Origin of the sequence: uncultured Rummeliibacillus sp. (assembly GCF_934216135.1) — a bacterium.
Lineage (GTDB): Bacteria > Bacillota > Bacilli > Bacillales_A > Planococcaceae > Rummeliibacillus.
The window spans coordinates 95,315-110,175 of record NZ_CAKQBI010000006.1; the positions used below are offsets into that span (position 1 = coordinate 95,315).

15 protein-coding genes and 2 riboswitches are annotated in these 14,861 nt (G+C 35.8%); of the genes, 12 read left to right on the forward strand and 3 right to left on the reverse strand.

What is annotated here, in order from left to right; translation table 11 throughout:
* Window positions 1–163 precede the first annotated feature (163 nt).
* From Q0977_RS05825 to Q0977_RS05850, 6 genes are all read left to right on the forward strand, one after another.
* Window positions 164–952, forward strand: coding sequence for a carbon-nitrogen family hydrolase (locus Q0977_RS05825; protein ID WP_299511324.1), 789 nt, complete (start codon window positions 164–166; stop codon window positions 950–952).
* Between the two features lie 398 nt (window positions 953–1,350).
* Window positions 1,351–2,607, forward strand: coding sequence for a DNA polymerase thumb domain-containing protein (locus Q0977_RS05830; RefSeq protein ID WP_119414015.1), 1,257 nt, complete (start codon window positions 1,351–1,353; stop codon window positions 2,605–2,607).
* 39 nt (window positions 2,608–2,646) lie between these two features.
* Window positions 2,647–2,982, forward strand: coding sequence for a YolD-like family protein (locus Q0977_RS05835; protein WP_119414016.1), 336 nt, complete (start codon window positions 2,647–2,649; stop codon window positions 2,980–2,982).
* A 121-nt stretch (window positions 2,983–3,103) separates the two neighbouring features.
* A riboswitch (SAM riboswitch) is annotated at window positions 3,104–3,203 on the forward strand.
* 128 nt (window positions 3,204–3,331) lie between these two features.
* The gene (locus tag Q0977_RS05840; RefSeq protein WP_299511332.1) at window positions 3,332–4,345 is read left to right on the forward strand and encodes a methionine ABC transporter ATP-binding protein; all 1,014 of its coding nucleotides are present in this window, start codon (window positions 3,332–3,334) and stop codon (window positions 4,343–4,345) included.
* Window positions 4,335–5,027 (forward strand): methionine ABC transporter permease, encoded by a 693-nt coding sequence (locus Q0977_RS05845; RefSeq protein ID WP_119414018.1) that lies wholly within the window; start codon window positions 4,335–4,337, stop codon window positions 5,025–5,027. Before Q0977_RS05840 ends, Q0977_RS05845 begins: the two co-directional genes overlap by 11 nt.
* A 55-nt stretch (window positions 5,028–5,082) precedes the next feature.
* Window positions 5,083–5,916, forward strand: coding sequence for a MetQ/NlpA family ABC transporter substrate-binding protein (locus Q0977_RS05850; RefSeq protein WP_119414019.1), 834 nt, complete (start codon window positions 5,083–5,085; stop codon window positions 5,914–5,916).
* 108 nt (window positions 5,917–6,024) lie between these two features.
* On the opposite strand, the gene Q0977_RS05855 is transcribed toward Q0977_RS05850, so the two are convergent.
* Entirely contained in the window at window positions 6,025–6,663 is a 639-nt protein-coding gene (locus Q0977_RS05855) for a hypothetical protein (protein ID WP_299511337.1), read from the reverse strand.
* 245 nt (window positions 6,664–6,908) lie between these two features.
* On the opposite strand from Q0977_RS05855, the gene Q0977_RS05860 reads away from it, so the two are divergent.
* The gene (locus tag Q0977_RS05860) at window positions 6,909–7,856 is read left to right on the forward strand and encodes an L-threonine 3-dehydrogenase (RefSeq protein ID WP_119414021.1); all 948 of its coding nucleotides are present in this window, start codon (window positions 6,909–6,911) and stop codon (window positions 7,854–7,856) included.
* A gap of 140 nt (window positions 7,857–7,996) precedes the next feature.
* On the opposite strand, the gene Q0977_RS05865 is transcribed toward Q0977_RS05860, so the two are convergent.
* On the reverse strand, window positions 7,997–8,323 hold the full coding sequence (locus tag Q0977_RS05865; protein ID WP_119414022.1) for a general stress protein: 327 nt from the start codon (window positions 8,321–8,323) through the stop codon (window positions 7,997–7,999).
* Between the two features lie 318 nt (window positions 8,324–8,641).
* On the opposite strand from Q0977_RS05865, the gene Q0977_RS05870 reads away from it, so the two are divergent.
* On the forward strand, window positions 8,642–10,249 hold the full coding sequence (locus tag Q0977_RS05870; protein WP_119414023.1) for a long-chain fatty acid--CoA ligase: 1,608 nt from the start codon (window positions 8,642–8,644) through the stop codon (window positions 10,247–10,249).
* A gap of 61 nt (window positions 10,250–10,310) precedes the next feature.
* Here the strand turns inward: Q0977_RS05870 and Q0977_RS05875 are convergent, their stop codons facing one another.
* Window positions 10,311–10,796: a QueT transporter family protein gene (locus Q0977_RS05875; protein ID WP_119414024.1), complete on the reverse strand. Its 486-nt coding sequence runs from the start codon at window positions 10,794–10,796 to the stop codon at window positions 10,311–10,313.
* Between the two features lie 7 nt (window positions 10,797–10,803).
* A riboswitch (PreQ1 riboswitch) is annotated at window positions 10,804–10,848 on the reverse strand.
* A gap of 291 nt (window positions 10,849–11,139) precedes the next feature.
* On the opposite strand from Q0977_RS05875, the gene Q0977_RS05880 reads away from it, so the two are divergent.
* The 4 genes from Q0977_RS05880 (at window position 11,140) to Q0977_RS05895 (ending at window position 14,827) form a co-directional block, all read left to right on the forward strand.
* Window positions 11,140–12,144 carry an ABC transporter substrate-binding protein gene (locus Q0977_RS05880; protein ID WP_299511341.1) on the forward strand — a complete coding sequence of 335 codons (1,005 nt, stop codon included), beginning with the start codon at window positions 11,140–11,142 and terminating at the stop codon, window positions 12,142–12,144.
* 16 nt (window positions 12,145–12,160) lie between these two features.
* Window positions 12,161–13,183 carry an ABC transporter permease gene (locus Q0977_RS05885; protein ID WP_299511343.1) on the forward strand — a complete coding sequence of 341 codons (1,023 nt, stop codon included), beginning with the start codon at window positions 12,161–12,163 and terminating at the stop codon, window positions 13,181–13,183.
* On the forward strand, window positions 13,176–13,973 hold the full coding sequence (locus tag Q0977_RS05890) for an ABC transporter ATP-binding protein (protein WP_119414027.1): 798 nt from the start codon (window positions 13,176–13,178) through the stop codon (window positions 13,971–13,973). Before Q0977_RS05885 ends, Q0977_RS05890 begins: the two co-directional genes overlap by 8 nt.
* 323 nt (window positions 13,974–14,296) lie before the next feature.
* Window positions 14,297–14,827, forward strand: coding sequence for a hypothetical protein (locus tag Q0977_RS05895; RefSeq protein ID WP_119414028.1), 531 nt, complete (start codon window positions 14,297–14,299; stop codon window positions 14,825–14,827).
* Window positions 14,828–14,861 lie beyond the last annotated feature (34 nt).

Genomic DNA, 14,861 nt, shown 5'->3' on the forward strand with positions numbered 1-14,861 from the left:
ATGCATTCCTCCGATTGATATATTAGTATTGTGTTGAGTTCATGTACTATACATTTCAATCTCATATAGATAGAATAGTATAAAGATGAATTTTCAGAATTGAATAACGATTTAGTGAAAATACTATAACCTTTTTAGAAAAATGTCCATAGGTGGTGCAAAAATGAAAATAGGATGTATTCAATTAAACGTAGCTTTTGGAGATGTTGAAAAAAATTTCACAAGGGCAGAAGCATTTATAAGAGAGGCAGCTAGTAAAGGTGCTGAGCTCGTTATTTTGCCAGAAATGTGGAATACGGGTTACGCATTAGAAAAACTAGAAGAATTAGCAGATGTAAATGGAGAAAGAACAAAGAAATTTCTCCAAGCATTAGCTATGGAGCTCCATATTCACATTGTAGGTGGATCAGTAGCGACGAAAAAAGAAGAAGGATTTTATAATACGATGTACACGGTGAATCGCGATGGTGAACTAGTTGGAGAGTATGATAAAGCACATTTGTTCCGTTTGATGGATGAGCACTTACATCTTTCAGCTGGTGAAGGGCAAAATAATTTTGAATTAGGAGACATACAAGCTGCTGGGGTGATTTGTTATGATATCCGCTTCCCAGAATGGCTTCGTCTTCATGCGTTAAATGGCGCAAAGGTAATATTTGTCTCAGCACAATGGCCAATAGCAAGAATCGATCACTGGAAAACGTTGTTACAAGCTCGTGCTATTGAAAACCAAAGCTTTATCATTGCGGTAAATCGCATTAGTCATAAAAAAGAAAACTTTAATGGTCAATCGATGGTGATTGAGCCATGGGGAGAAGTATTGTGGACAGGGAGCGAAGAAGAAGAGTTAGCCATAGTCGATGTTGACTTTTCAAAAGTCGATGAGGTGCGTCAGAAGATTCCAGTATATGATGATAGACGCCCAGAATTGTATAAGGATATTTTGAAATAATTATTTAAACCCATTTTGCTGAGCAGAGTGGGTTTTAGTTTGGGGATTTTCATATATTTTTTTACGGATTAAAGCATGAGAACTAAATGGACGCATTATGAAAGCCTTTTTTAATTAATGACATCAATTTCACGGAACGTGGATACAATTCAAAATTGCGTGGATTGAAGACGAGAAAGCGTGGATTAAACATGCATTTGCGTGGATTGAAGACAGAAAGGCGTGGATTGAACAAGAAATTCCGTGGATTAAATAGCACGATCTTTAAACGGACTTCCTGAAAAGGATAATACCAACAAAAATATTGTTGTTTATTGGTAAGTGCGAATTCTTACTTGCCATCTCACTTATCTCATTTTAAAATAAGAACAAACGTTCCTTTTGTGAGGTGTGCTGAAATGTATGAAAATATGCCGAGAAGATCCATTATGTGTATAGATATGAGATGTTTTTATGCTAGTTGTATGGCTACTTTAGCTCATTTAGACGTTGAAAAAGAGGCAATTGCAGTTATAGGGAATTTCGAACAAAAAGGAAGTATTGTACTGGCTGCTTCTCCAATAATGAAACAACGTTTTCAAGTGAAAACTGGAACGAGACTATATGAGATACCGAAGCATCCAGATATTCATTTGTTTGAACCTAAGATGGAATACTTTGTACGCATGTCAGTCGAAATCACCAAGTTATTGAACAGCTATGTGCCGAAGGAGGCCATCCATGTATACAGCATTGACGAAAGTTTTGTGGATCTGACTGGCACTGAAAAACTGTGGGGAGATCCTGTAGAAACAGCACACCAAATCCAATATGAACTCTATAACCAATTTGAAATTCCTAGCACAGTTGGGATGGGTCCTAATATGTTATTAGCAAAACTTGCACTTGATTTAGATGCAAAAAAAACAGGGTTTGCGAAGTGGGACTTTGAAGATGTAGAAAAAAAGCTATGGCCTGTTGCACCATTATCTAAAATGTGGGGAATTGGCCATCGAATCGAGCGAACCCTTAATAATATGGGGATTTTTTCTGTTGGGGATTTAGCGCACGCTGATTTAACAACATTAGAAAGGCATTTTGGTATTATGGGCAATCAACTCTACTATCACGCTTGGGGAATTGATCTATCAAAAGTTGGCGAAGCGCCATTGATAGAAGGTCAAATTAGTTATGGTAAAAGCCAAATATTGATGCGGGATTACAACACTAAAACGGAAGTGCTCGCCGTACTTCTAGAAATGTGTGAAGATGTGGCAAGAAGAGCGCGTGAAGCTTATAAAGTAGGACGTACGATTACGCTTGGGATTTCTTATAGCAAAAACGCTTTTGGAGGAGGTTTCCAGCGTTCACGTACGATAGATGAAGCAACAAACGATACGATGATTATTTATCAAATTTGCCAACAGATATTGAACGAACAATACAACGAGCGCCCTGTACGACAAATCAGTGTCAGTATTTCAAAGTTAGAATCAGAACATTCTATGCAACTTAGTTTTTTTGATAAAACACGTTGGAAACGGCGACAACTTGGGACCACAATGGATCACCTTCGTACCCACTATGGTTCTACGGCTCTATTACGTGCCGTATCATATACAAATGCAGGAACAGCTATCGATCGTTCTAAATTACTCGGTGGGCATAAAATTTAAATCTAAAACTGATTCCAATACTAAGGAGTGGTATTACAAATGTTACGTGATCGAGGTAACATAAAATGGACTGCGATGATGTTGCCAGAACATGTACAAAGACTAAGAACCTGGCAACAAGAAGATCAGCAAATCACAAAGCCGACCTTTGATGAATGGACCCTACAAGCCTTAGAGGAAGAACTTTTGCAAGCATATTACGGCAAAAAAGAAGTATTATTAGACGTTTGGCACCAACAAACTAGTGTTCACTATAGAGGAATCATCACCAAACTAATTAGCGAAGAAAAAAAGCTATGCCTACACAATGATACCCAATATAAAGATAAATGGGTTCCGGTAGAATTTATCCTCAATGTTAAGGTATTTGAATAATAGACATAAAATAAGCCAATATAAAAATATTTTTAAATAATTTATTTTTTCTAAAAATAGATTGACAAATAATATAAAAAGAAATAATATGGTTAACATAAACTTACAACTTAACAAATGGAATTTATCAAGAGTGACTGAGGGATAGGCCCTGTGAAGTCCAGCAACCCCCGTTTGGGAAGGTGCTAATTCCTACAGAATTTATTTCTGAAAGATAAATCGACATCTGATTAGAAGATACATCTTTCAGTAGAAGGATGTATCTTTTTTTAGTAGGAATACATAGTTTTTCAATAGAAATTATGAATTTTTGTGCAATAGTAATTTAACAATGATTAGAGGGATGTATATGCTGGAAATACAAAATGTATCAAAGATTTACAAGGTAAAAAAGAAAAGCGTAACCGGTGTAGATCATGTCTCATTGACAATTGATAACGGAGAGATATTTGGAATAGTTGGTTATTCTGGAGCAGGCAAGAGTTCCTTATTACGGTGCATTAATTTATTAGAACAGCCAACAGATGGACAGATATTAATCGATGGTCAAGATTTAACAAAATTAAAAGGTGAGCAACTTCGACAAGCACGATTGAAAATCGGGATGATTTTCCAACACTTTTACTTAATTAGCCAAAAAACAGTAGGGGAAAATATTGAGTTTGCATTGAAAGCTGCAAATATATCAAAAGTAAAGAGAAATGAAAGAGTCAAAGAGTTGCTCCATATGGTTGGTTTGTCAGATAAAAAAGATGTGTTTCCAGCCCAGTTAAGTGGTGGACAAAAACAGCGTGTGGGAATCGCAAGAGCATTAGCTAATAACCCCTCTATATTACTTTGCGATGAAGCAACATCAGCGCTTGACCCAACAACAACAACCTCTATTTTACGATTGTTAAAGAAAATCAACCGAGAACTTGGTATTACAATTATTCTAATAACACATGAAATGGACGTTGTGAAGGAAATTTGTGATCGCATGGCGATTATGCAAAATGGAAAGGTAATCGAAGAAGGGTCGGTTTATGATATTTTCGCCAACCCTGAAAAGCCCCTAACGCAAGAATTTATAAACAGTGTAGTGTCGTTTGATATTCCACCAACCATTTTACAAAACGTCAAGGGGAGAATTGTTAAAATCTTATTCAAAGGTGATGTAGCTGGCGAAGGTGTCATTTCAGATATGCTACAACAATTTGAAGTACGTGGGAACTTTCTACATGGCACGATTGAATATATACAGGAAAGGCCACTCGGCATTTTCCTAATGGAACTGAATGGGCAAGTTGCAGATATTAACCGTTCGATTTCCTATATGGAAAGTCGTGGAGTCACAGTGGAGGTGTTAGACAATGTTATTTGATCCTAGTCATTTTACAGAAATGCTTCCTGATATTTGGAAAGCATTTGGTCAAACGCTTCTAATGGTAGGGATTTCTTTAGCAGTAGCCTTGGTGATTGGTTTACCACTTGGTTTGCTTTTATTCATCACAGGAAAAGGCTTGTTTTCTACAAGTAGATCCGGTTTACTTGGTAACCGCTTTGTGAATGTAGTGGTTGGCTTTATCGTTAACTTAATACGTTCAATTCCATATATCATTCTTTTAGTAGCGTTATTCCCAGTTACTAAGTGGTTAATAGGCGATACGATAGGGCCTATTGCAGCAAGTGTTTCTTTGTCAGTCGCATCAATTCCGTTTTTCGCAAGACTTGTTGAAACATCACTTCGAGAAATTGATAAAGGTGTTATTGAGGCGTCTATTGCTGTAGGGGCGACGCGTTGGATGATTATTAAGGACGTGTTACTCCCAGAAGCAAAGTCTGGTGTCATTCAAGGAATCACCATGACAATTATTAGTTTAGTAGCATACTCAGCAATGGCAGGAATCATCGGTGGTGGTGGTATTGGTGACCTAGCAATTCGCTTTGGTTACTACCGTTATGACAACACTATTATGATTGCGACAGTTGTTATATTAATCATCATTGTCCAAGCAATTCAATTAGCAGGAGACGCGATTGCAAAAGCAGTCGATAAACGTTAAAAGTAACTAGCATTCTGAAAAAATAGCTTTTTATAAAAAATTGGGGGTTTTAAACATGAAGAAATTTTTGTTTAGCGTATTAACGCTAGTACTAGCAGTGGCTTTAGCGGCTTGTGGTGGAGATAAATCAAAAGATACAAGTAAAGCAACAAAAACAAAAGACATTACAATTGGTGCAACAGCAGGTCCATATAGTGATATGCTTAAAAAAGCAATCGTACCGGAGCTTGAAAAGAAAGGATACAAAGTAGAGTTAAAAGAATTTAGTGATTATATCCAACCGAACAAAGCATTAGATTCTGGTGACATTGATGCGAATTTATTCCAACACTCTATCTACTTAGAAAACTTTAACAAACAAAATGGAACAAAAATCAAAGGTCTAATCATTGTACCAACAGCACCAATGGGCTTTTTCTCTAAAAAATATAAATCAGTCGATGATATCAAAGATGGAGCAACAATTGCCATTGCAAACGACCCATCAAACTTAGCTCGTACTTTAAAATCTTTACAAGATCAGGGACTAGTCAAAATTGATGATAATATTGACCAATTAAAAGCTTCTACAAAAGATATAAAGGAAAATCCTAAAAACTTAAAATTCAAAGAAATTGAAGCAGCAGGACTTCCTCGTGCTGTAGAAAGTGCGGATCTAGCTGGTGTACCAGGAAACTTTGCATTAGCAGCAGGTATGAAATTAGACGATGCCGTATTCCTAGAAAACATGCCTGATCAATTCCGTAATGTCGTAGCAGTGCGTGAAGCAGATGAAAATTCACAACTTGCAAAAGATCTTAAAGAAGTTGTTGAATCTGATGAATTTGAAAAAGTAATCGATTCACAATTCAAAGGATTTGGTAAACCTGATTGGATGAAAAATAAATAGAATCAGTCCTAATCGCATATGTTCGATATAAACAAAAAGGGAAATTGCCTGGCGCAATTTTCCTTTTTATATGGGCTATTCAACATTCTTTTATAGAAAAGCAGCCAATCAGCTTTTCATTTTCCCTTCCATTTCTTGAAAGCTATAAACGAGCAAATACTTTTGAATACCTCTAGCTTGTTTAATAGCTTTTGTTGAATGATACTTAAAATTTTTCCTATCTTGTTGTTTAAAAGAGATTAAACTTTCAATGGAAGGCGACATCCACTTTTCTGTGAATTTGGGTATTAAAGCTTTAGCTTGTTCATAGTTTCCTAAAAATACTTCACTGTGGGCAATCATATAGCTTTGGAATGGTTCTCTTGTAATTTGCTTTGCTTCAGATAAGGCACGATGATAATCCTTTTCTAGCATTGCAAGTATAGAAGCGTAGTTATGCTTGACGTACGGTTGCTTATAGGAGGTGATTATTTTTTGTAGAGCGGCTTTTTGTTCGGCGACAGTCTGATGTGCGATTGCATACGGGTATGCATAGAGAGAGCGATGCTTATTTGATTCAAGAAAATGTTCCACTTTTTTTAGATTGTTTGTCCATAATAATGCGTTGAAGTGAGGATACATGGTAGATGAAAAAACATAAAGAAAAAGTAAAATGAAAATTAGCCATTTAGATATATCCATTAATAGCAAAAAAGTACAAGCGATAATTGCAAATAAATAAATCAGTGTCAATTTCCATAATTGCATGAGCTTCACTCCTTTTCATTTATTATAATTAAAATATTCGAAAAAGTCTTTTTGTATATGTGTTCTTTTAAGAGAAACAACTATTGTGTTTTTAAAGAATACAATATATAATATTTTTAACGAAAAATATAGTAATAACGTTAAATAAAAGCGTTATTAATGTACACTCTAAAAATACAGTTGTATTTTTAGAAAATATGTACACTCCAAAAATACATATGTAGTTGACAGAAGGAGGAGTAACAATGAAAAAAATTATGATTACTGGTGCATGTGGACAAATTGGATCTGAGTTAGTGGCGAAATTACGCGATGAATATGGTAAGGATAATGTGTTGGCGACAGATATAAGAAAAGTATCTACACAAGCAGGACCGTTTGAGGTTCTTGATGTCATGGATGCTACACGTATGCACGATATAGCAAAAGCATTTGGTGCCGATACAATGATGCATATGGCGGCGTTATTATCTGCAACTGCAGAAGAAAAACCACTATTCGCTTGGAATTTAAATATGGGTGGCCTTGTTAATGCATTAGAAGTTTCTCGTGAATTAGGTTTACAATTCTTCACACCAAGTTCTATCGGTGCATTTGGACCTTCAACACCAAAACATAATACGCCTCAAGATACTTTGCAACGTCCAACAACCATGTATGGTGTTAACAAAGTGGCTGGTGAGCTTTTATGTGACTACTATCATACTCGTTTTGGATTAGATACACGCGGTGTCCGTTTCCCAGGTTTAATCTCAAATGTTACGCCTCCTGGTGGTGGTACAACAGATTATGCTGTTGATATTTACTACAAAGCTGTACAAGAAGGAAAATATACGTCTTATATCGCAAAAGATACTTACATGGATATGATGTATATGCCAGATGCCTTACAAGCAATTGTTGACTTGATGGAAGCAAACCCAGATAAGTTAATACACAGAAATGCCTTTAACTTAACAGCTATGAGTTTTGAACCTGAACAAATAGCTGCTTCTATTCGCAAACAAATGCCTAAATTCAAAATGGATTATGACGTAGATCCCGTTCGTCAAGCGATTGCAGATAGCTGGCCAGATTCTCTTGATGCAAGTGCCGCAAAAGAGGAATGGGGATTTAACGCAAAATATGATTTAGATGCAATGACAATAGATATGCTAAAAAAATTAGAAAAAAAAATTAGCCATTCAGCATAATTTTGAACAAAAAGAGAATCCCATTCTGGATGAATTGGGATTCTCTTTTTTATGAAATAAAGGAGTACCAAAAAGAAATAAAACACTCTAAAAAAGAAATAAACCTCATTAAAATGGAAACAACAACACCTAACTAAAAATTATTGCAATCCTTTAGCGATAATAATAAGTTTACCTTGATCTAACTCTTTTTCTGCAACAGCTGCTTCTTCTTTGCTTAACCCTATAGCTTCCATTTGGTTGCGAAGTTCGTTTCCACGAGAAACGATAATATTTTTCATCGTATTAAAAAAGCCTTGGTCCTTCATCCCTACTTCAGCAGTTTTGAAAGCATTAGTAATATCTTCTTCACGTTCATCGTAGTGGGCAAAAACATAAATACTATCACGTTTAAGACCTTGTGATTCCAACTTCTCAATCTGACTTTTTGCTTGAACTACATTTTCTACAGAAAAATTATGAATCATAAGCTTCTCCTCCTATTTGAATTCTCCTTAAGTTATTCCCAAAAGTGACAAGAATACACGTTGTTTTCATATTTTCAGCGTACATCGGTATAAAATATTTTAATCTACTACCATATATTCACACATAATTCTCTTAAGAAATCATAGTATTAACTAGATTGAATTGATTTCATTATTTTTAAACTTTTTAAATAAAGTTTACTAATGGAATTGGGTCTCATATAGATAAATGCATAATATGGATGGAAAATATCTACATTATGTGAAAACTTACTTGATGTGTTTTTAAAAGTATTTTTACAAAGGAGATGATTTAACATGATGCAAGCACCGTTAGTATTAACAGATTTCGTAAAGAGGGCAGAGCGTTATTTTCCAAAGAAACTCATTATTTCAAGAACGGCAGAAAATACGATTCATCGTATAACTTACAAGGAGTTTGGACAACGTACTAGAAAGTTAGCAAAAGCTTTAACCAAATTAGGCATGAAGAGGGGCACAAAGGTTGGTTCTTTTGCATGGAATCATCATCGACATTTAGAAGCATATTTTGCGGTTCCTTGTGCAGGAGCAGTTCTTCACATGATTAATATCCGTCTCTCACCAGAACATATTATTTATATTATCAATCATGCAGAAGATGAGATTCTATTAATTGATGGGGATCTATTTCCATTGGTAGAAAAGGCAATTCCAATGTTAAAGTCAGTAAAACATATTGTCGTCATGCAAGATGGATTAGAACTACCTGAAACAACGCTAGAGAATGTTCATTCATACGAACAATTACTAGCCGATGCGGGAGAGGATTACGAATTCCCAGAGGACTTAGATGAAAATATGCCAGCTGGGATGTGCTATACAAGTGCAACTACAGGATTTCCTAAGGGCGTTGTTTATACGCATCGTAGTTTAGTACTTCACAGTATAGCACTTGGTTTAGCAGATTCACTTGGGATTCGCGAAAGTGATGTGGCTATGCCAGTTGTTCCAATGTTCCATGTAAATGCATGGGGAATGCCTTTTGCTGCAGTTAATTTTGGAACAACTCAAGTATTACCAGGCCCAATGTTCACGCCAGCATTATTATTAGATTTGATAGAACAAGAAAAAGTGACATTAACAGCCGGCGTACCAACAATTTGGCTAGGGGTTTTAAAAGAATTAGAAGGGAATCCTAGAGATATTTCTTCTTTACGTACCATTATAAGTGGTGGATCAGCTTCACCGAAAGGTTTGATCAAAGCCTTTGAAGAAAAGTATAACGTACCATTTATCGTAGGCTATGGTATGACAGAAACTTCACCGATAGTTAGTTTATCTACCTATACTACTGAAATGGAGCAATGGTCAAAAGAAGAAAAATTAGACATTCGTGCAACACAAGGTTTAACAGTATCTTTGATCGAAACTCGTGTTGTAAATGAGACTGGTGAAGTGCCTTGGGACGGAAAGACGATGGGTGAGTTAACAATCAGGGGACCATGGATTGCCGACGAATACTATCGTGACGAAAGAACAGCAGAAGCATTTAAAGACGGTTGGTTATATACAGGAGACATCGCAGTCATGACACCTGAAGGTTATATTAAAATAACTGATCGTGTAAAAGATCTGATTAAGAGTGGGGGAGAATGGATTTCCTCGGTAGATCTTGAAAACGCTTTAATGACACATGAAGATGTGTTTGAAGCAGCCGTTATTGCGATACCAGATGAAAAATGGCAAGAAAGGCCGTTAGCATGTATCGTTCTAAAAGAAGGAAGAACAACGACAAAAGAACAATTACTTACCTATTTAGAAGGACAATTTGCAAAATGGTGGGTACCAGATCATGTAGTTTTCTTAAAGGAAATCCCTAAGACATCTGTTGGGAAATTCCTAAAAGCAAAACTTCGAGAAGATTTAAAAAGTCTAAAATTATAAAATTACAAAAGAGCAATTTCCTATGTCAACCTGACAGGAAATTGCTCTTTTTTATAAAATACTAATCTATTAATCGACCAAAGTGAATGCGCTTATTAAGTGCTGATATAACGGGAATTCCGACAGCCATTACAACAAATTCACCAACAGCTACTGTCAACCATGTAAATAGGAATGGTAGATTTAACGCAAGATTCAACTCAATTGCAATGATGAACATTGTAATCGTGAACACAATTGTATTGAAAATCATGCGAGATAGTTGGCCTTTGATAAAGCGAGCCGAAAAAATAGTAATGCTAAGTGCTAGAATCGATTGTCCTACACCAAATACTAAATCATACGTTCCAAGTGGTGAGAAAAGATTAGTGACAACTACACCAAGTACAATGCCAATCATATATTTTTTGTTGAAAACAACAAGATGATTGAACATTTCTGATATGCGAAATTGTACATTTGTAAAGCCAAAGGGCGCAATAAGCATTGAAACCGCAACGTAAAGAGCGGCAATAATTGCGCTAACTGCTAAAGATTTTGTCTTCATTATTAAGTTCCCCCTAGTTTTTTTACGTGGGATGGTCTCGAACCACGTTACTTTTAATCAACCAAAAATCAATTCTAAATCTATGAAAATAGAATGTCAAACTTTCATTAATTAAAAGAGTGATTAAATAGGCTATTGAGTACATTAAAAAATTCACAAATTAGACACAAATTAAAGGAGGACTCTGGAACTCCTTATACGCCAATGATTCAACGGGTTGAAGCGCTAAAGTTTAGCGTCTTAAAGTTTTCAAATATTCTAAATATTATTGACTATTGTAAGAGCATTCTGTAATATTACAATAATTCTTTATTATATAGAAGAAAAATAGGGGGATTGCTATATGAAGAAAACAAAAAAGTATGTATTACTTTTAATAACAGCTATAGTCGTTTTAGCCTTAGCAGCATGTGGTAGCAAAAATGATTCATCATCTAACAAAGAAGATTCAAAAGCAGGGGCAGATAGCAAAACATATAAAGTTGGTATAACACAAATAGTGGAGCATCCATCATTAAACGAAGCTACAAAAGGATTTAAAGCAGCACTAAAAGATGCTGGTTTAAAAGTTGAGTATCAAACAGAAATTGCGCAAGGCGATCAAAGTGTTAATACAACAGCAGCTAATAATTTAGTAGGCAGCGGAGCGGATTTGATCTTTGCAAATTCAACACCAAGTGCTCAAGCTGTAGCAGCAGCAACATCTGATATCCCAATTGTGTTCACATCAGTAACAGATGCAGTAGGGGCAGAATTAGTTAAATCAATGGAAAAACCAGGTGGTAACGTAACAGGAACGGTAGATACACATCCTGAAGCAATTCCAGATACTGTGAAGTTCTTATCCGAACAATTAGGGGCTAAAAAAGTAGGAATGGTATTTAACTCTGGTGAACAAAATTCACGAGTACAAGTTGATAGAGTGAAAAAGGAAGCAAAAAATGCTGGAATTACAATAGTAGAAGCATCTGCATCTACATCAGCGGAGGTAAAACAAGCGACAGAATCACTAGTTAGTAAAGTTGATGCAATTTACATTATTACTGATAACACAGTAGTATCAGCTCTTGAATCTGTATTAGATGTAGCAAATGACAAGAAAATTCCTGTCATGGTAGGGGAATTAGATTCAGTAGCACGCGGTGGTCTTGGAGCATACGGTTTCAGTTATTATGATATTGGTTATGAAGCTGGACAAAAAGCTGTAGAAATTCTAAAGGATGGTAAAAAGCCAGCAGATATTCCTGTAGAATACCCTGCAAACTTAAAGTTGGAAATTAACAAAACAACAGCAGATAAAATTGGCGTAGACATTAAAGAAGAATGGAAAGCAGAAGTAGTTAAATAGATTGGAGATGATTCATGTGTTTACAGCAATTTTTGGCTCAGTGGAGCAAGGGATCATCTACGCTATTATGGCACTCGGAGTGTATCTAACATTCCGAGTGTTAGATTTTCCTGATTTAACAGTAGACGGCAGTTTTGTAACAGGTGCCGCAACCGCAGCAACAATGATTACACTAGGATACAATCCGATTATTTCCACATTATGTGCAACATTAGCTGGCTTTGTTGCCGGTTCAATTACAGGCCTCCTACACACTAAAGCAAAAATCAATCCACTACTATCAGGGATATTAATGATGATTGCTTTATACTCCATTAACTTGCGAATTATGGGATTGACTATAGATACAGCTGTTGGACGCCCGAATATTCCACTCGCAAACTCAGATTCACTTTTTACTCTATTTTTGGGATTTTGGGAAAAGTTTGGAATAGATACTGCTTTAAACAACATGTTACTAAGCATAGGTGTAGAACATGTTCCGAATACATGGGGCACAATTTTTATCATGTTCGTTTTGACATTTGCGATTAAGTTTACCTTCGACTGGTTCTTAAAAACAGAAGTGGGTTTAGCAATTCGTGCAACAGGAGATAACGACAAGATGATTCGTAGTTTCTCTGCAAATACAGATACACTAGTGATTTTAGGGTTAGGTTTATCCAATGGACTGGTTGCACTATCAGGCGCTCTAATTGCACAATATGGTAAATTTGCTGATGTTGGAATGGGAATCGGCATGATCGTTATTGGGTTAGCTTCTGTTATTATTGGGGAAGCCATTTTCGGAACAAAGACAATCGTTCGTACAACATTTGCTGTCATTTTCGGTGCGATTATTTATCGAATTGTTCTTGCATTAGCATTACAAGTAGAGTTTTTAGATACAGGAGATATGAAGTTAATCACAGCAATTATAGTTGTCATAGCATTAGTGGTACCAACGCTTCGAAAAAAACGGAAAGACAAGGTTCGAAAGGCAAAACGTCGTGCAGAACGTGCTTTAGCAGAAAGACGGGAGGCGAAGACAATTGCTTAACCTAAAAGGAATCAACAAAATCTTCAATGAAGCAACGCCCGATGAAAAAGTAGCTCTAGATAATATTACTCTAGACTTAAAAGAAGGGGATTTTGTCACGGTTATTGGTAGTAACGGTGCTGGAAAGTCAACAATGATGAACATGATTTCCGGAGCTTTACTTCCTGACTTTGGGCATATAAAAATTGATGGTAAAGATGTAACAAGATTACCAGAATATAAACGTTCACAATTTATAGGTCGTGTATTCCAAGATCCAATGGCAGGAACAGCGCCAACGATGACAATCGAGGAGAACCTTGCCATTGCGTATTCGCGTCATCAAAAACGTTCACTACGTATTGGTGTAAATAAAAAACGTAGAGAATTTTTTAAAGAATCTTTAGCAACCTTACATTTAAATCTAGAAAATCGCTTAAATGCGAAGGTCGGTCTTTTATCAGGTGGGGAACGCCAAGCATTATCACTATTAATGGCAACCTTTACTAAACCTAATATTCTCTTGCTTGATGAACATACAGCGGCACTTGATCCATCAAGAGCGGAACTAATCACGAATCTTACTAAACAACTTGTTGAAAAAGATAACCTAACTACATTAATGGTAACGCATAATATGCAACAAGCCATTGACTTAGGAAATCGACTAATTATGATGGATAAGGGACAAATCATTTTAGAAGTAGAACCATCAGCGAAAAAAGATTTACAAATCGATGATTTAATGGCCGAATTCCAACGTATACGTGGAGAGAAAATGGTGTCAGATCGAACTCTATTAAGTGTTTAATAAGGAGAAATACCGGTGACTTTCTGTTTTACTTTGAACGGAAAGTCGCCTTTTTCTCTATTTTTTACATGATTTGTTTGAAATTGAAACCGTGCACCCGAAAATCGTCTTTCTAGAAAGGAAATTTATGCTTTTAAATAAAAAACTTAATATTAAATCGAATCGCTCATACTCATACGCCTAAGAAAATGAATTATTATAGCCTAAAGGATATAATTAAATTAAGTTTAATAAACAAAAAAGGTCCTGCAAACAAATATCCGTTATAATAGAATAAATTCAGTTACCATTAACGAATCTACCAAGAGTCGAGGAGCATTCATATGAATAAATTTTTGCCAAATTTATGGAGTACACTTTTATTATTAGTCGTAGGCTTTTTAACAATTGTTGGTGCTATTGCTCAAATTGCTAACAATCCGGATTTAACTAGTTGGACATGGCGTCAATTTGTTATGCTTTTTGTTGGAATATGTGTTTATTTTTCATTTTCATTTTTAGGCTTTTATTATTTGATTGCTCGTATAAAGAAACGTGGGATTTGCTGGGACGATGAAGGGGTTAAGATAGATTTTAGTCATCATAAAATCTATTGGTATGAAATTGAAGATATACAATGCATAAATCATCCTGGCATTGGTAGATCAACGGTTATTTCTACATCGGAAAAGTATGGAAAAGACATCCAAAAGCGCCTTAGTAAATGGAACCCGACAGTGTCTGGTTACTCTTTTGATATATTTTGGGTCAGCGTACAAAATGCTAAAACGATGCATGAACAGCTTCTAAATGAGTTTGAAAATCATAAAAAAAGTAAAGTATCAGCATTTCATAACAACTATTCAATACAGTAAAACCTCCAAAGATCATGGCTTCTTTGGAGGTTTT